The following is an 18,439-nucleotide window of genomic DNA, read 5'->3' as shown; positions in this document are numbered from 1 at the left end:
GTTTAGTCAAAACGGGATGTATCTTCTGGTACATCCCTATTTTTTTCGCACCTCGTTTTCAAAACCTGCAGAATGGTGTCCTGGATGTCCTGCATAATCCATTTTGCCCATAGCCCCGCATAAAAATTAAAGGGGGTACTCAGCTTGAAATGACCCCTGGAGAGGAAGATGGCCAGGGCACCCAGTCCCATCGGTACTCCAAACAGGAAACCAACAGTCATCACCCCATATAAATCATCTAAGGTATTGAAACTAAAAAGCAAATGATACAGCAGGGCCACACAAACCGGCACAAGAGTAATAGCTATAATGCGCAGGAAATTCTTCGCCGCCGCAGCATTAAATAGAGACATATAGGTGTAATTTCTAAGGCATAAATATAATTTAATCTTTATTTTCCCCTGGAATCTATTTATAATTGTTCTAATGACAATTATATTTTAAATTCACCCCAGAATTACCCGTTATAGAAAAAAACATTCTGACTGATAGTAGCACTGTATGTAGTTAAACCGATGATTTAAAGTACACACCATACGAACTATACTCTGGTTGCAGTAGCATGCAAGGGCCCTTGTCGTGCATGTAACCTGTTTAATCTCACATTCCACTTAAACGTAAAAAAAAGACGTTATGAAATTGCTTTACGCTTTTTTAGCGTTGCTGCTGCTCGTGTACGCACGGGCATACCCACAGCAGCACGATTTGCAAACCTTTAATGGCATTGTCACCGATTCTGCAAACAACCCGATTCCCGGTGCTACTATTGCCGTGAAAGGAGGGAACAAAGGTGTCGTGACCAAACCCGATGGCAGCTTCTCCCTGTCCGCCACACCCGGCAGTATCGTCACCGTCAGCATTATCGGCTACCAGCGCCGCGAAGTGCCCCTTACAGGTACTGGCAGGATTCAAATTACCATGACCTCCCTGGCCAGCAATCTGACGGACATCGTCGTGGTGGGGTATGGAGTACAACGCAAGGCATCCGTGACAGGGGCCGTAAGCACCATAAAATCGGACGATCTCGTGCGTACCCCTGCCACGACTACCTCCAGCGCTTTGGTGGGAAAAATGCCCGGTATTACGGCCAGAGCTGCGGACTCCCGTCCGGGCAACGGTACCTCCATCCAGATCCGTAACCTCGGGAACCCGCTTTTCGTAATCGATGGAGTGCCTTATACCGGTAGTCCCGCTACCACCGCCTTCGGTTTTACCCAGGGCTCCGGACAGGATGTATTCAACAACCTGGGCCTTGAGGATATCGAAAACATCTCCATCCTCAAAGACGCTTCTGCATCCATTTACGGGCTCCGCGCCTCCAACGGGGTTGTACTCGTGACTACCAAGAAAGGCCGTAAGAATGACCAGCCCAACATCAACATGAGTGCCTACTACGGCTTCCAGAATTTCACCCGCTACCCGCATCCTGCCAATGCAGGTCAGTATGTGCGCGCACTGGTGGAATCTGAACAGAACCTGGGCCGCGATCCTTCATTGCTCTACACCAAAGATGAACTGGCCAAATGGGAAGCCGGTACTGAAAAAGGCTATAAGAGCTATGACTATTACAAAGAAGTACTCCGGCCCAATGTGCCGCAATATTACCTGAGCGCCAATGCCTCTGGTGGTGGTCCCCGCAATAGCTACTACATGTCCGTGAGCCGCCTGAAACAGGATGCCGTGATCAAAGACTTCAACTATGAGCGAACCAATCTCCAGGCAAACCTCGAAAGCAGCCTGGCCAAAGGCCTTAAAGTAGGTACACAGATCAGCGGTCGACTCGAAAAGCGTCACCAGGTGGGTGTTCCCGGTCTCGATGACTTCTTCAACCCCTTCCTGAGTATCTTCAGCATGTGGCCTACCGAAAGCCCCTATGCGAACGATAACCCAAAGTACATCAACCAGACGCACAACGTAAACGTGAACCCTGCCACCTACAAAGATGATGTGACCGGGTATGTAGACGAATGGTGGCGTGGTATGAACGTGAACCTGAACGCCCAGTACGATTTCGACTTCGGCCTCAGTGTAAAAGGAATCTATTCCTACAACTACATGAACGAGGAATTCGATGGTTTCGAATACACCTGGGATGCCTATAAATACGATGCTACCAACGATAGTTATTACACAGAATCCGGCTTCGGTAACCAGAACCCCTGGCGCGAAAGACACAAACGCAATGTGATCTCCCGCTACGCCCAGTTCCAGCTGAGTTACAACCGCAAGTTCGGTAACCACAATATCTCTGCCGTAGGTGCCTACGAGCTCTCCGACTACGACAACTCCTACTATGTAGTGCATACCATTCCGACTAACAACTATGTGCCTACGCAGTACCTTGTAGAACAAGACTACCTCTCTGACGAATGGTCACTGGAGGCAAGAGCAGGTTACATCGGCCGTATCAACTATGACTACAAATCCAAATACCTCGTGGAAGTATTAGGTCGCTATGATGGCTCCTACATCTATGCCCAGGGCCACCGCTGGGGCTTCTTCCCCGGTGTATCCCTCGGCTGGCGCATCACCCAGGAATCTTTCCTGAAAAAAGACTGGCTGAATGACCTGAAGCTGAGAGTATCTTATGGTGAAACCGGTAGCGAAATCGGCTTCTCTGATGGTAGTGCACCCACCTCATTCGGTTACCTTGCCGGTTACAACTTCAACCAGGGTGGCGCTGTGCTGAACAGCAGTTATGTGATCGGTCTGCGCCCCCGCGGTCTACCTGTTACTGAACTCTCCTGGGTGAAGAACAGAACCTGGAATGCAGGTTTCGATTTCACTGTGTTGAATAATAAAATGAGTGGTCAGTTCGACGTATTCGAGCGCCGCCGTACCGGTCTGCCCGCGGCGCGTTACGATGTACTCTTACCAAGTGAAGTAGGCTACACCCTCCCTAATGCCAACCTGAACTCCGATGCCACCCGCGGTATCGAAGGGATGGTCACTTACATGGGGCAGCGTGGCAAAGTGAATTACAGTATTGGTGTCAATGCCACCTTTGCCCGGCTGAGAAGTTTGCATACCTACAAACCCCGCTTTGGCAACGGTTGGGATGAATACCGCAACTCCATCGAAAACAGGTGGGCGAATGAAACATGGGGCTATCACGTCACCGGTCGCTTCAACTCGGAAGAAGAGATTAAGAACTATGGTATCGACAATGATGGCCAGGGCAACAGAACCGAACTACCTGGAGATTTCAAGTACGAAGATGTAAACGGTGATAAGATCATCAACGGCATGGATCAGCGTCCTATTGGCTACGCACAGGGCGCACAGCCATATATGAGCTTTGGCCTGAATGCAAGTGTGGGGTACAAAGGCTTCACCCTCAGGATGGACCTGGCAGGTGCTACGATGCAGTCTTTCCTGCGTGACTGGGAACTGCGCTATCCATTCCAGAACAACGGTTCTTCTCCCGCTTACATGCTGGCCAATCGCTGGCACAGGGCCGATCCATACGATAACAACAGCGCCTGGATAGGTGGCAAGTATCCTGCTATCCGCAAGGATAATACCACACACGTCAATTACCAGGTAAACGATTTCTGGATTACAAATGTGCATTACCTGCGCCTGAAAAACCTGGAACTGGCTTATAACTTCTCTAAAACACTGGTGAAGAAAATGGGCCTTTCTGCATTGCGCGTGTATGTAAATGGCACTAACCTCTTCTCATTTGATAATGTGAAGGAGTTTGAAATTGATCCTGAAATCAGTTCATCCAATGGTTTAGTATATCCGCAACAACGTTTATACAATTTCGGTTTTAACGTGTCTTTCTAAGCCTGAAACAAATGCATGTTCATGCTAATTACGAAAGCCACATTCAATATCAAACAACATGAAAAAACTCAGCATATTCCTAATATTCCTCCTCTTCAGCACCAGTTGCATGAAAGACTGGCTGGACCGGGAGCCCCGCACTATCCTTTCCGATCAGCAGGTATGGAACGATCCCAAACAAATCGTTGCCCTCCTCGCTAACTTCTACGACCGCCTTCCTGCCGAATCCGGTCTTGTCGATGTTAATGACAATGCGGATGGCCGCCTCTTCCAGTGGCGTGATATGGCAAATTTTGACGATGCCATGTGGAGTGGTCAGTCCAACGAAGATGGTCGTAACAACATGACCTCTTATAATTACAACAGCTGGTACCTCTGGAATTACACCTTCATCCGCGATCTGAACCTCGCCCTTGAAAACATCGCTGCCTACGGTGTGAACCTCACAGATGACCAGAAAAAACAATACACTGCGGAACTCCGGTTCCTCCGGGCCTTCAATTACTTTGAGCTGGTCAAAAGAATGGGAGGGGTGCCCCTCATTACCACGCAACTCATCTACGATTATAGTGGTAATGTATCTAACCTCCAGCAGCCTCGTGCCAAAGAATCAGAAGTCTACGACTTCATCGGCAGCGAATTGGATGCCGTCAAAAATGACCTGGGAAATGATGGTAGCGTATCCCGCGCCAACAAGTATACCGCCCTGGCCCTGAAAAGCCGTGCCATGCTCTATGCTGCCTCTATTGCTAAGTACAACAGTCTTATGGCTGCACCTATCAGCACACCCGGTGGTGAAGTAGGCATTCCTGCTTCCATGGCGAACAACTACTATCAGCAATCCCTCGCTGCCTCCCAGGAGATCATCAACAGCGGTGCATATACCCTGTACAGGAATAATCCTGACAATGGCGAGAACTTCTTCGAAGCAGTCACCAAGAAAGCTTCCAACAAAGAAGCCATCTTTGTAAAGGACTACCTGCTGCCTACCCGCAAGCATGTATTCTCCTACGATAACATCGCCCGCGGGATCCGTGAGGACAATCTTGGCTCATCATCTATCACTCCCTCCCTGAATCTCGTAGAGAGCTATGAATACTTAGACGGTAGCAATGGCGCATTGAAGATCCGTACAGCAGATAATAGTGACTTCATCTATTACGACAATGTGCAGGATATCTTTGCCAACAAAGATGCCCGCTTATATGGCACTATCATTTATCCCGGTACTACCTTCAAAGGCCTGCAACTCTCTATCCAGGCAGGGGTAATGGTCTGGAATGATACACGCAATGCATACGACGTAGTAGAAGGCAGTGACCTCGGTACTACCTACTCCGATGGCAAACTGCTGACAGGTACCTCTGGTCCCCACCGCTCCATCCAGGAAGTATCCAACACCGGGTTTTATTTGAAAAAATATATCGATCCAAATGATAAGACCAGTACAAGAGGTGTTCAAAGCGATGTATGGTGGGTCTGGTTCCGCCTGGGTGAAATCTACCTGAATGCTACCGAAGCTGCTTTCGAATTAGGTCAGACAGGCCCTGCACTCAACTACATCAATACACTCCGTGAACGCGCCGGTTTCCCTCCAAACAGTGTGACCATCCTGACCAATGAGCGCATCCGCAATGAACGCCGCGTAGAACTGGCTTTCGAAGATCACCGCCTCTGGGACCTGAAGCGATGGCGCATTGCAGACAAGGTATGGAATGGCAACAGCTCCAGTGCCGATGCCATGATCTATGCACTGTACCCATACAGGGTGATTCGTCCGGGCAGTCCACACGATGGCAAATATGTGTTTGTAAAAATGGTAGCGCCACGTTTCCGCGCACCCCGCTTCTTCCAGCTGGGAAATTACTACACTGCCATCGATCAGTCAGTACTGAACAATAATCCAAAGATTATTAAAAATCCATTCCACTAAGCATTATGAGATACTTCATCATAGCATCCCTGCTGCTGATCTTATCAGCCGGATGTAAAAAAGATAACTTCGAAAAGCCTAAGTCTCTACTCAGCGGACGTGTAATATATGATAAGAATGCATTGGGCCTTCGCTCCAATGGTGTTCAGGTAGAACTCTGGCAACATGGCTATGCATTGTTCTCCAAAATTCCTGTTTACGTAGGACAGGATGGGGCTTTTTCCGCCATCTTATTTGATGGTGATTATAAATTAGTATTGCGCCAGGGTAATGGCCCATGGTTGGACAATGCAGATTCAATTGATGTAAAAGTAAGCGGGTCTACGAATGTAGATATCCCGGTGAAGCCTTATTTTATCATCAACAGTGCTTCCTTTGTAAAGAGTGGCACACAACTCACAGCCACCGTGTCCATTACGCAGGTTAATAACAACCTGCCACTGGAAGCTGTGAACCTCTATATTGGGAATACGAATATTGTAGACCAGGTGAACAGTATCAGCAATGTATCTGTCACGCCGGATCTTTCAGGAGTTGTCAATATACAAATGACATTGCCCACAGACCAGGCCTATTTTGCCAGGGTAGGGGTGAAGACGGCTGGTGTAGCAGAACAGGTGTATTCTGCTGTAACAGAAGTGAAATAAAAAAATGAGGTTGCGTCAAAAGTAAAATTTCTGAAATCCTTTTGATGCAACCTCATTTTTTTAATCCGTGACGTTCGAAATTACAAAGATAATACCCACGTTTTCTCTGATGGCAACGGTATTATTTAACCAATAAAACCGTTCCTTTTATCTGTGCATTTCCCGCTTTAATATAGTAGACATATGCACCCGGTTTGGCATTTGCACCATCCCATCCGAAGGACTTATCATTCGGCACACCACGATGCCTTTCAAACACTTTATTTCCCCACCTGTCAAAGATCAGGAAATCATCAATTGAGATAATATCTTTAGCACTAATGATATAAAATATATCGTTCACACCATCGCCATTCGGACTGAATGCATTTGGCATTGCGAACAGGTCTTTCACTGAAGTATGAACATATACAGATGCGGTATCCGTGCAGAAATACTCATTCCTGATGGACAATGTATAGATCACGGAAGAAACTGCATGAACGGTAGGGTAGAGGCAGTTATTGCAGGATAGTCCCTCTGCAGGTGTCCAGGCAAATGAAGTGGGTAATTCACCCCCTGTCAGCATTGGTGTCAGTTGCACATTTTCAAAGCGGCCTACTTCCAGTACATGTGGTTCAAAAGCTACAGTAAACGGATCTGTATAAGCAGCGTCATTGTTATTGTCATAATCCGTCTCTTTCAACAGTTTGCCGGCATTCACCACAGCCGAAACAGTACCGCTCACGGGAGTAGGTATTACCTGCTGAAAGGAATGACAGGTACCGGCTGTAGCAGTATCATTGTAGAACAATGGTTTCAGCAATACATTGTCATCATAGAAGGATACGGTCAGGTCTTTGGGAATACTGTCATAACCATTGCCGGTGCAGATTTCGAACTTCACAAGTGTATGTGTGTTATCATAACATTTTACTTCGGAGATGGTCATGGTCAGATCCGGAGGAATGAGTCTTACGATTCCTGATACTGCCAGCTTACATCCATAGGCATTCGTCATCAGGGCATAGATGCCTGCACTGTCTTTTGCAGTAACCGTAGGTGTAGCAGTTGTGGCACTACTTAGGGTATTCCCGGCTTCTGTACGCCATGCATAGGTAACAGCCGTAAAGTTGTTAACCATCGTGCTCAAAGTATAGGAAGCTCCCCGTAATACAGTGGTGTCAGCAGGCAGCATACTTCCTGTAGGCAAGGTATAGGTACCCGCAGCTGAATTGTTGGTGGTATCCGTCTCCGGCCATGTACCCGAATTCACTTTGATGCTGAAGGGAGACACACCTTTTAAAGTGACATGATAGCTTTCGCAGGCAGTCGGACTAAAGGCAGGTATGGTGTAATTGTTCCCGATCATCAACCCATTTGCATCATAAAAACTCAGGTTTAAATCCTGTGGTATATTACCTGCGGCATAGCCATTACAGATTTCAAAGCTTAGGTACATACTGTCATTGCTGGCACATTCAGTGCTCAGTACATTGGCCGTATAATCATCTACTGGTGCAATATGAATAGTCGTAAAAGCGGTATCATAACAATTGTTCCCGTTGCTCACTTTCACATTTTGCCGGAACAATGTATCCTGGCGGTAAGGAGCCGTAAAGGTAGTGGTAGTACAGGTACCACAATTCAGGTATGTGGTCGGTGTCCAGGTCACACTGTTGATCGTACCACCGGAAAGGGCGGCAGGAGTAAGGTCAACCGTCTCTGCAGGTGTCATGGCAATATCCGCAGGTGTGAGCTGAATTCTGAACCGGTAGTTTGTCATCGTAGCGGTGTTGGTACCGAATTTAGCAATCAGTGTATCACTGTATGCATTCAGGGTAAAGGTTTCCAGGTAAGAAGCACATTTGCCTTTCAGGTCATAAGGCAGCAGGTATACCCCGATAGAATCGTGTGTGCCATTATACAGCGTTACAGTCGTTCCTTTGGGAATCGTCTGATAACCGAAATTGTAGAAGTAGAGGGAGATGCGTAATTGTGTCTGGTTATAACACGTTACTGTATTCAGGTACACATGACCATCTGCAGTTGGATCGTCTACTACAATCGTCACGTAATTGGTGGTATCCGTGCAGGTACCATCCGTAGCAATCAATCTCACCTGGTAGGACCCGGGTGCCTGGAATACATAGGTTAAATCAGCAGTTGTGGCTACTTCTGTTTCTGCCGCACCTGATTTTAGTCTCCATGAATAAGCAGTGGCATTGATAGAGCGGTTTGTAAACAACACGCTGTCCAGTTGCACGCCCGCTTTGGAAGCTATCTTACGTTTGTCCGGAAAGAAGCGTGCAGTGACACCGCAACTCACCTGCAATACATCCTGCATGCTGCTAAAACAACCGGATGCATCGTATGCACGCAGGGTTACTACATAATTTTTCTTCTCTGTTACGGACAAACTAAATGACGCCGCCGTGCTCACCACCACATTGTCCACCAGCCATTGATAAGTACTGGCACCAGTGGAGGTATTGGTGAAATTTACAGTACTCCCTATCAGGGGGTAATCGGCATCTTTGGTGAACCCTGCTACGGCAGCAGTAGCACAAGGCGGTGTACAGAGAGTACTGCCAATCATGCCTGTCAGACTACTGCCGATAAAATCCCGCATACGTTGTGCCTGTCCTTCCGTGAAAGACATGGTACAACCGGTACCGCCGCCGTAGTCCATAAAATTATCCGGCAGGTCGGGTACATCAGTGCTGAAACCGGATAAGGTATCAGTACTACATGAATTCTCGGGACTACTGCAGGGGAATCCTCCGTTGATCGATTTATCCGGTGGTGTATCGCACACCATGTCTCCATCCGTGGTACAATCATCGTTTTTACAATCCTGGTTCGCAAAGGTGTGAATAAGGCTTAAATAGTGCCCCATTTCATGGGCTACCAGGTCTACCCCTAAACCAGATACCACTACATCGCCCCCGGCGCTGGCATAGCCAGCCATGTGCAGGCGGGTCCAGGCACCGCATTCAAAGGTTTGCAGGAATTCGGATTTGATGCCGGATACGACCCATATATTGATATAGCGGTCACCATCCCATTTTCCCAGGGCGGTGAGTGCATCGCCTTCCATATCCGCATCAAAATCAGCGAGATACGATTTGGTACGGAGAATCCCGGTAGTAGCTCCGCCATCGGGATCTGTTTTTGCGAGACAAAATTGTATACGGGTATCCGTTCTTGCCCCGGCAAATGCCCCGGTCCTGCCATAGGCATCGTTCAGTGCTGCAAGGGCATCGATCACATTTTGGTCCGTAATGGAGGCCGGATCCTCATTAATGATATGAAAAACCACTGGCAGGGTATAATCTGCCGCAGCTAACCTGTTAGTATTCATCAGGATAGCGTGGTTCGTCTTCTTTTCTTTTTGTCTAAATGCGGTGTTTTGCCGCCAGGTGTTCATCATCATATCCGTTCCGCATGAACGGGGATTGACAGAGAGCCATCTGGCTGTGAGGGAAGGTTGTCCAACTACCTGTGGTACTGGATATTGTGCTCTTAAAGATATGGCGTAAACCAGGCAGATACAGGATAGCAGGTACCTTTGCAGGTTTTTCTTAGGCATAGGTTCTTTGTCGTGGTTATAATCGATAAAGATAAACAGAAATTCTCCTTGCTATGTCAATTAATATATATTATTTTTATTCAAAATGCCGGCTGATGGACCTTGAAATACTGAAGCAAGAGTTACTAACCAGATGGAAGCATGCATTTAATGAGCTATCCCTTCTGCCCGAATTTAAAGAGAAGATCCTGACCGAGAAATATGTGCCGGGATTCAGATACGATCTGAAAGACTATGGAACCGAAGCTTTTATGCTGCCTGAGGGGAAGATATTCCCTGAAGCACGTGCCAGGGAGATCAATGACTATCATTTTTATGGATTTGGAGAGGATGGAAGACCCGTTTATACTGCATTCCGCCACGTTGTGAACAATATTAACTGGGAAGGATATTATTCTTACAGTGACCACGTTGTTGAGTATGTTGAATATTGTATGACAGAACATACACAGATCCCTTCCTGTATCAAACGAATTCTTTATAAAGATGGCAAAAAAGTAGGCTGGCAGTCGCTGCTCCTCAATACCAGGGGTAGTGCGAATAACTTTGAGGGAGAAAGTGTGGACGAGATCATTGCAGATATGTTGGGTGATCAGTATTCCCTCTTTATATCAGTAGAAGAATTTCATTGGGATAACGACCGCATCCTCACCGCCGATGGCCTGGGTATGGCTCCCGGTCATGGGGAATTTCACTATAGTCAGCATTATGCTTATACGCCCGATGGCCGGCTGGACGAGATCAGGGCAATCTGCGAAACAGGTAAGGAGCGCCTTACCTGGGTCAGACCAGTTGATGGGGTAAACATACAGGCACTGGAAGAAGAAGTAGCCGAAAAGCTTGCAGAAGCGATTGTAGATACACTTGTCGAAGCCCAGATAGAAACACCACTTTCCCTGTTGGAAATCAACTACCACGAAATAGCAGAATACATTCCATCCCTTTCTCCACGCTCACAGGCATTTACGGCAGAAATCTCCCGCCGTCACCAGGATGAAGACATCTTTGATCTGATCTTTTTATCAACGGAGATGGACCATCCTTACATGAACATCCGTATGGAGAAATTTGAGCGGCCTTTTAAGCAGTTTATGCAAATCATAGAGCGGGAAGAGAAGTGGGAGATAGCGGCGAGAATGCTGCGCAAAGTGGCCTGGTTGCTCACGACTAATAAACTCTATAAACGTTTGCCTGTAAGTGATGATTTTGCAGCCTATGCGATAGACTGGGAATCAGACATGGAGGAATTTGAACGCATCTTAGGGGAATGCGGAGTCGTGCCGGATGTAATATCATCCTGGCAGGAAAAAGGCTGGCTGTAAATGTTCAAAGTAATTAATTACAGTAATTAATTAAAGTTGAAAAGGAAGCCGGTTGTGAATGCTATCTCTTAAAATAAGCATCCAGGATATCTTCCATCAATCCTGTCGTCAGTGGTTTATTCCTGAACCCTGATACATCAGGATGACTGATGGCCCGTTTATGATCATCGGGATTCATGGATGTAGTGAGCATCACTACGACTACCTGTCCTTTTTCCTTTTCGCCGAGTTTGTGGTATTCCTCCAGGAATTCCCAGCCATTCAGTGCAGGCATATTGATGTCCAGAAGGATGAGGTCTGGCTGGCCGTTCGGCATATTCTTGCAGTCTTTCAGGTAGTCAAGTGCTTCCGCACCATTCCATGCTACGTGGACATGGTCTGCACAATCCATTTTTTTAATCACCATTTGACTGATGAAATTGGTGGCTTCATCGTCTTCTACTAAAAGGATAGAATGTAATTTTTTATTCATGAGGTTTATGCTGAGATGGTGAAATAAAACTGACTGCCCTGGCCTGGTATAGAATTAAGCCAGATGCGGCCTCCATGCAGGGTAACTATTTTTTTACAGTGAGCCAGTCCAATGCCTGTTCCTTCGTATTGCAACTGATTGTGCAGGCGCTGGAAGATCTCAAATATTTTTTCCTGGTACCGCGGTGCGATGCCGATGCCATTGTCTGCAAAGGTGAATTCATATTCATGTCCCTTCTTGACACAGCTGATGCGGATCACAGGTGGTACGTCCTTCTGTCTGAACTTAATCGCATTGCTCAGCAGGTTTTGAAATAATAATTTCAGTTCTATCGGGTATGCCTGTACGATAGGTAAGTTTTCCATGATCACCTGCGCCTTACTCTCGTGAATAGCCGTACGCAGATCGTCAACTACATTCAGGATGATCTGGTTGCAATCTACAGCTTCTTTCACCTTTACCTTGCCGATACGGGAGTAGTCCAGCAGGGCTTTGATCAGGTCACTCATACGATTGCTCGACTGGCGGATGAAGCGGAGATAGTTGTCAGCGTTTTCATCCAGTTTGCCGGCGTATTCGGTAGCTACCAGTTCTACCAGCGTACTGATAGACCGCAGTGGTTCCTGCAGGTCGTGAGATGCAATGTAGGTGAATTGCTCCAGTTCCCGGTTCTCGGTTTCCAGTTTACTCAGGTATTGGAAGGTCTGGTCTTCCATCAGTTTTCGCTGGGTGAGATCCCGTGTGATTTTGATAAACCCGGTCAGTTCGCCTTCGTTATTGTGGAGAGCGGTCATGGTGACACTTCCCCAGAATAAGGTGCCGTCTTTGCGCACGCGATAGTCATCGTGCTGAACACGACCATTGCGGGCGGCAGCAGCCAGTATTTTTTCAGGAGTGTTGTCCGCCTGGGCGGCAGGGGTGTAAAAGATTCTGAAGTTTTTGCCTACAACTTCCTTTGCAGTATAGCCTTTGATGTGTTCTGCCCCTTTATTCCAGTTCACAATATTGCCCTGGAGATCCAGGGTGATGATGGCATAATCCTGGATTTCTCCCAGCAGACTGGCGTATGTATCCTGCGATGATTTTAATAATTTTTCGGTAGCTGCGAGTTTCTCTTCTACATCCTGTAAGCGGTTCCCTAATACCTGTATGCTCTTCGATAATAATTCCATGCTCAAACCATCTTCATTCAGATGATCCTTTTCCGCTTGTTCTGTCTTGATATATCGCAGCAACAGGTCGTATAGTTCTGCTCTGCTCTGCCTGATCTCTTGCTCCATTGCCCCTGATTTTTTTTACGTAATGGTGGCCTGAAAAAACGGTAAACCGGTTACAGACATGGTTATCCGCAACCGGCTATTCTCATAACCACTCTTCTGGGGGGATGTTTAATTCAAAAAGTTCACAAAAATGCAAAATGAAATGTGCCTTTTTGTACTAAGCTGTTGCAAATAGGTATAGACACTGCAAGTAAGTTTCACACGACTATTTCCAGATAATGAATTGGCAATGAATTCGTTAATTTGTCCCTTAATGTATTGTCGGCTTGCTATAAGCAATCGCTCGTCCTAGTCCCTTTATTCAAGTATACCTGCTCTGACAGATATAGATAATTTTTAATAATGAAGGTATATACGGTAGTGCCGTAATAATGGATTTAGAATTCTAAAAAAATATATTTGTAAAAAATTGTCATATGGAAATAGCAGGACCAGATCCGGAGATTTTTAAGCAGTTGGTGACCATGAAGATGCCTTTCGGGAAGTATAAAGACGTGTTACTCTGCGATTTGCCGGTATCTTACCTGGAGTGGTTTAACAGGGAGGGATGGCCGAAAGGAAAGCTGGGTATGTTGCTGAGTACGATGTACGAAATCAGGCTGAATGGCCTGATGGACTTGTTGAAGCCTTTGAGAGGCGGTACTCTCAAAGGCTGATGCTTGCTTATATAGCTTTAAAGACCACAATGCCGTTGTGCCCCCCAAAACCAAAGGTATTGCTCATGGCAACGTTTACTTTTTTCTCTACCGCAGTCCCTAAAATAAGATTAAGATTGGATGGCAGTGCGGGATCAAGTTCCTGGGTATTGATTGTAGGAGGGATGATGCCGTATTTGATGCTTAAGATGGATGCAATTGCTTCTATCGCACCAGCTGCACCTAATAAGTGACCTGTCATCGACTTGGTGGCACTGATGGCTACGGAGGGGCCCAGGAGTTTTGTGATTGCCGCTATTTCACTGAGGTCACCCACCGGGGTACTGGTAGCATGTGCATTCAGGTAATCTACCTGCGAAGGGTTCAGGCCACCGTCTTCCAATGCACGTTTCATTGCTTCGTAAGCGCCCAGTCCTTCAGGATGCGTGGCGGTCATGTGGTACGCATCTGCCGTCATAGCCGCACCTGCTACTTCCGCATAGATCTTCGCTCCTCTTGCCACGGCGTGTTCATATTCTTCCAATACCAGGGCACCGGCACCCTCGCCCATCACGAAGCCATCCCTGCCTGTATCAAAAGGTCTGCTGGCAGTAGCCGGGTCATCATTGCGCTGCGACATAGCTTTCATGGCACAGAATCCCCCCACGGAGGCTTCAGTAATCGGGGCTTCGGAGCCACCGGTGATGATTACTTTGGCCTTGCCCCAGCGGATGTAATTCAGTGCATCCATAATGGCAGTGTTGGAAGTGGAACAGGCAGATACAGTGGTATAATTGATACCCATCAGGCCGAAGCGGATGGAGATCATACCGGATGCCATGTTCGCAATCAGTTTTGGTACAAAGAAGGGATTGAAGCGGGGCTGATAATTGCCTAAAGTATATTCCTTTACCTGCTCTTCAAAAGTTTGCATCCCACCCTGACCAGAGCCCCAGATCACCCCTGCATCGAAGGGGTTCATGGTGGCAAAATCAATCCCTGCATCGTCTACAGCCTGCTGGGCAGCGATGAGTGCATACTGTGTAAAGGGATCCGTTTTTCTCAGGTCATTTTTATCTAAGTATTGCGATGGATTATAATCTTTGATCTCGCAGGCAAACTGCGTTCGGAATTTACTTGCATCGAATTTTGTGATCGTCGCAGCTCCGCTTTTACCTGCAAGCAGGTTTTTCCAGAAGGCTTCGACCTGGTTACCGATAGGCGTGATTGCGCCTAAGCCGGTGATGACTACTCTTTTCATAAAATATCGTCTAATAGTTGTTTACTGATTTTTTCGAAAGCACTTTCGCCCATTACGCGGCTCAGGAGGAGGGAGGCGAGCAAATTTGACACAATCATCAGTGCCCTGTCTTCCGGAGCTCCTTTGAAGCTAAAAATGCCCTTTTCACGGCCATTATGAAGGCACTGGGTGACCCATTTGATTACAGCAGCACTGAATTCCCGCAGGCGCTCCTGCATATTCGAAGGGAGGGTATTGTAATCGGGGGAAAGGGAGCCCATGATACAGGCCATATGGCTGCTACACTTGTTCGCAAAGGAACCGATGAGGTGGCGGAGCTGGTGGTCTTCCGGCAGGGCTTCCCAATTGGCAATTCCTGTATTTAAAATGTTGAATTCCTGCTCAAGGACGGCCATGCCCAGGTCGGCCTTGTTGGGAAAGTGATAGTGAATGGCGGCATTCTTGATAGCCAGCGGATCGGAGATGTCCTTGTAACTGAAGGAGTTGAAGCCTTTGGTTTTGATCAGCTGGTCTGCCAGGCCGACTATTTTGTCTTTGGTATCCTGCATACTGCAAATATACTTACTTACTAGTAAGTAAACAAGTGGGTTCAGTGAAAGGCTATCTAAATACCTATATAGCTTCGTCCCGGCATCTTATCCAATAGGTCATTTTAAGGTCACTATAAGGGCACCAAAAGGGCACTTGTATATCGATTGGATATTGAGGTGACCTTATGGTGCCCTTATAGTGACCTTTTAGCTTCGAATCCGGGATGATATTTAAATGGTATTGGCACCTTGTTTGGACCACATACCAAAAACAGATCATGGCAGAAAAAGAAGTCATCAAAACATTAGAAGAGCTCCTCACCGGCAGTCATGCCCACGTTTCATTCGAAGATGCCGTCAAGGGTGTACCTGAAAAGATCAGAGGAATCATACCGGAAAATATGCCTTACAGCATCTGGCAACTGGTGGAACATATCCGCATTGCCCAGTGGGACATTCTTGAATTTTCAAAGAACCCCGGTCACCAGTCACCCCCATGGCCGGAAGGCTATTGGCCCAAAGATCCTGCCCCCAAAGACAATGATGCCTGGGAGGAAAGCATTGCCCGGATCAAAAAGGATTGCGCGGAATTCATTAAATTGCTCAAACGACCCGGAGCAGACCTTTACGAGCCTTTTTCCCATGGCAATGGCCAGCACCTCTTCCGTGAAGCCCTTTTAATTGCGGATCATACCAGCTACCATACCGGCGAGATTGTGGCGGTGAGAAGAATGCTCGGGGCGTGGAAATAATTAAATACCATGGACATTGCTACACTGAGGGCAGATACACCCGGCTGCCAGACCAAAGTACATTTCAACAATTCCGGCGCTGCATTGCCCCCTTACCCTGTTTTGAAGGCGATGCAGGATTACCTGACAGAAGAAGCTAATTGTGGAGGTTATGAAACAGCTGCAGCCAATGCAACGGCCCTCAACCGTTTTTACATGGCCGCAGGAAAATTGCTGAATGCCCCGGCTAAGAATATTGCATTTACAAGTAGTGCGACCAATAGTTTTGCAAGAGCATTGTCGTGCATCCCTTTTAAGAAAGGTGATGTGGTGATTATTGCCAATGAGGATTATGCCAGCAACCAGTTGCAGTTCCTGTCGCTGGAAGAACGTTTTGGGATAGAGCTGGTACGTGCACATAGTTTGCCTGAAGGTGGTGTCGATGTAGATCATATGGTATCATTGATAAAAGAAAAGCAACCCCGGCTCGTGTCGCTTACACACGTACCATCCAATACTGGTTTGATCCAGCCCATTGCAGCTATCGGAAAGGTATGCCGGGAGTATGATATACCATACCTGGTAGATGCATGCCAGTCCGTCGGGCAATTACCGCTGGATGTGGAAGAAATAGGTTGTGATTTTCTCTGTGGAACGATGCGGAAATTCCTGCGCGGGCCGAGGGGAGCGGGCCTGCTCTATGTGTCTGACAGGATCCTGCACAAACCATGGTATCCTTTGTTCCTGGATATGTTCGCAGCTACCTGGACGGATGATGACACCTTCGTGACAGCGCCGGATGCAAAGCGCTTCCAGGACTGGGAGCAGAACTATGCATTGATGGCAGGCAGTTATGCAGCCATTCATTATGCAAATGAACTGGGACTGGAAAATATCGCTGCGCGGAATAAATATTTAGGTAGTATACTGCGGCCAGGGCTGCAATCCCTGCCGGGGGTAAAGCTCCTGGACAAAGGTACGGAGCTGGCCAGTATCATTACTATGACTGCTCCGGTGAGTGATCCGCAATCTTTGCTGACTGCACTGAGAGAGCGGAATATCCATACAACAGTCAGCGTTACAGCGAGTGCATTGATCGACCTGAGATCGAAAGGTGTGAACTGGGCGCTGCGCGTAGCGCCACATTATTACAATACTGAAGAGGAGATTGATATCTTGCTGGATGCGCTGGAAAGTTTATTTACGAATCCTTAAAAATAAAATCGGCGGTTGCATAGAGCAACCGCCGATTTTATTATGCCTGCCATAGACTATCTACAAACCATTTTTTCTTATCCATAAAATGCGCCACCGGCTCAAACCCTGTTTGCACAGCCAGTTTCTCCGATTCATCCAGGCTATACTTCTGCGAGATCTCCATATAAATCGTCTCATGCATCTTAAACTCAATCACCTCATCCAATACCCTCACCTGCTGATCTTCCAGGCTCACCAGATAGCTTTTACACGCCCCTGTACCCGGATCATATGTAGCATAATGGTCGAACTTTGTCAGATCAAAGTCCGCATCCATTTCCCTGTTAATCCTCGTCAGCAGGTTCAGATTGAACTCCCTCGTGATCCCTTCCGAATCATTGTACGCATTCAGAATAATCTGCGGATGTTTCTTCAGGTCAAAGCCTGTGAGCAGCATATCGCCGGCCTGTAAATAATTGCGCAGCTGGCGGCAGAATTTACGTGTCTCCATGGGTGTAAAGTTCCCGATATTGCCGCCCATACACAGTACGACTTTAGGCCTTGCGGATAAAGTCTGCACCATACGCAGCATCTCGAAATATTCACCATGCAGCCCATGCACCTGTAATGCAGGTAAGCGTTCGGGTAAATGCTGCTCCAGTTGGCTGATCACATTTGCACTGATGTCAATGGGGTAGTAAGTGAAAGAGTGATCTATATTCAGTAATTCCTTCAGGAGGTAAATGGACTTGGTCGCATCTCCGGCACCCAGTTCTACAACATCAAAAGTCTCTGTGAGTGAAGCTATCAGTGCGCTGATTTTTGCAGATTGTTCCTGCATAATTTCCATCTCACAATTTGTCGGATAGTATTCCGGACAAGCCATAATGCGCTGAAAAATCCGGTCTCCGTTGTCGTCATAAAAATACTTCGCGTCAAGGTATTTGTCCTTTGCATTCAATCCCTGCAGTACATCACGATGGAAAGCCGGTAATTGGTCCTGTTTGGGGGTCAATACAGTGAAAGCATTCATTACAGAGGTGGTAGCCATAATGTAAACTTAATTGT

At 47.1% G+C, this 18,439-nt stretch carries 14 protein-coding genes; 7 read left to right on the top strand and 7 right to left on the bottom strand.

Going from position 1 to position 18,439, the window contains the following annotated elements; genetic code table 11:
• Positions 1-2: 2 nt before the first annotated feature.
• Positions 3-353 (bottom strand): hypothetical protein, encoded by a 351-nt coding sequence (locus DXN04_RS17510; protein ID WP_116854682.1) that lies wholly within the window; start codon positions 351-353, stop codon positions 3-5.
• A gap of 280 nt (positions 354-633) precedes the next feature.
• On the opposite strand from DXN04_RS17510, the gene DXN04_RS17505 reads away from it, so the two are divergent.
• From DXN04_RS17505 to DXN04_RS17495, 3 genes are read left to right on the top strand one after another with little or no spacing between them, the layout of a single operon-like run.
• Positions 634-3,792, top strand: a complete 3,159-nt coding sequence (locus DXN04_RS17505) for a SusC/RagA family TonB-linked outer membrane protein (RefSeq protein WP_116854681.1) — start codon at positions 634-636, stop codon at positions 3,790-3,792.
• Between the two features lie 58 nt (positions 3,793-3,850).
• Positions 3,851-5,725: a RagB/SusD family nutrient uptake outer membrane protein gene (locus DXN04_RS17500; protein WP_116854680.1), complete on the top strand. Its 1,875-nt coding sequence runs from the start codon at positions 3,851-3,853 to the stop codon at positions 5,723-5,725.
• A 5-nt stretch (positions 5,726-5,730) separates the two neighbouring features.
• Positions 5,731-6,372, top strand: a complete 642-nt coding sequence (locus DXN04_RS17495; protein WP_116854679.1) for a DUF3823 domain-containing protein — start codon at positions 5,731-5,733, stop codon at positions 6,370-6,372.
• 121 nt (positions 6,373-6,493) lie between these two features.
• On the opposite strand, the gene DXN04_RS17490 is transcribed toward DXN04_RS17495, so the two are convergent.
• The gene (locus tag DXN04_RS17490) at positions 6,494-9,943 is read right to left on the bottom strand and encodes a T9SS type B sorting domain-containing protein (protein ID WP_116854678.1); all 3,450 of its coding nucleotides are present in this window, start codon (positions 9,941-9,943) and stop codon (positions 6,494-6,496) included.
• Positions 9,944-10,038: 95 nt separating this feature from the next.
• Between DXN04_RS17490 and DXN04_RS17485 the strand changes: the two genes are divergently transcribed.
• The gene (locus tag DXN04_RS17485; RefSeq protein WP_116854677.1) at positions 10,039-11,265 is read left to right on the top strand and encodes a hypothetical protein; all 1,227 of its coding nucleotides are present in this window, start codon (positions 10,039-10,041) and stop codon (positions 11,263-11,265) included.
• A 61-nt stretch (positions 11,266-11,326) separates the two neighbouring features.
• Here DXN04_RS17485 and DXN04_RS17480 read toward each other — a convergent pair whose 3' ends face one another.
• A complete protein-coding gene (locus DXN04_RS17480) occupies positions 11,327-11,737 on the bottom strand; it encodes a response regulator (protein ID WP_116854676.1) in 411 nt (136 codons plus the stop codon).
• A gap of 5 nt (positions 11,738-11,742) precedes the next feature.
• Positions 11,743-13,017 (bottom strand): sensor histidine kinase, encoded by a 1,275-nt coding sequence (locus tag DXN04_RS17475; RefSeq protein ID WP_233525617.1) that lies wholly within the window; start codon positions 13,015-13,017, stop codon positions 11,743-11,745.
• A 416-nt stretch (positions 13,018-13,433) separates the two neighbouring features.
• Here DXN04_RS17475 and DXN04_RS17470 point away from each other — a divergent pair, with 416 nt between their 5' ends.
• Complete coding sequence (locus DXN04_RS17470; RefSeq protein WP_116854675.1) at positions 13,434-13,673, top strand: DUF3820 family protein; 240 nt, start codon at positions 13,434-13,436, stop codon at positions 13,671-13,673.
• 7 nt (positions 13,674-13,680) lie between these two features.
• Here the strand turns inward: DXN04_RS17470 and fabF are convergent, their stop codons facing one another.
• Both fabF and DXN04_RS17460 read right to left on the bottom strand, forming a co-directional pair.
• Positions 13,681-14,913 (bottom strand): beta-ketoacyl-ACP synthase II, encoded by a 1,233-nt coding sequence (gene fabF / locus DXN04_RS17465; RefSeq protein WP_116854674.1) that lies wholly within the window; start codon positions 14,911-14,913, stop codon positions 13,681-13,683.
• Positions 14,910-15,461 (bottom strand): TetR/AcrR family transcriptional regulator, encoded by a 552-nt coding sequence (locus DXN04_RS17460; protein WP_116854673.1) that lies wholly within the window; start codon positions 15,459-15,461, stop codon positions 14,910-14,912. The genes fabF and DXN04_RS17460 overlap by 4 nt, the downstream gene beginning before the upstream one ends.
• Before the next feature lie 260 nt (positions 15,462-15,721).
• Here DXN04_RS17460 and DXN04_RS17455 point away from each other — a divergent pair, with 260 nt between their 5' ends.
• Both DXN04_RS17455 and DXN04_RS17450 read left to right on the top strand, forming a co-directional pair.
• On the top strand, positions 15,722-16,195 hold the full coding sequence (locus DXN04_RS17455) for a DinB family protein (RefSeq protein WP_116854911.1): 474 nt from the start codon (positions 15,722-15,724) through the stop codon (positions 16,193-16,195).
• Between the two features lie 9 nt (positions 16,196-16,204).
• Complete coding sequence (locus DXN04_RS17450; RefSeq protein ID WP_116854672.1) at positions 16,205-17,389, top strand: aminotransferase class V-fold PLP-dependent enzyme; 1,185 nt, start codon at positions 16,205-16,207, stop codon at positions 17,387-17,389.
• Between the two features lie 40 nt (positions 17,390-17,429).
• Here DXN04_RS17450 and egtD read toward each other — a convergent pair whose 3' ends face one another.
• A complete protein-coding gene (gene egtD / locus DXN04_RS17445; protein ID WP_116854671.1) occupies positions 17,430-18,422 on the bottom strand; it encodes an L-histidine N(alpha)-methyltransferase in 993 nt (330 codons plus the stop codon).
• Positions 18,423-18,439: the final 17 nt, after the last annotated feature.

This window comes from Chitinophaga silvisoli, from assembly GCF_003412465.1.
Taxonomy (GTDB): domain Bacteria; phylum Bacteroidota; class Bacteroidia; order Chitinophagales; family Chitinophagaceae; genus Chitinophaga; species Chitinophaga silvisoli.
This window is presented reverse-complemented; position numbering and strand designations above follow the sequence as displayed.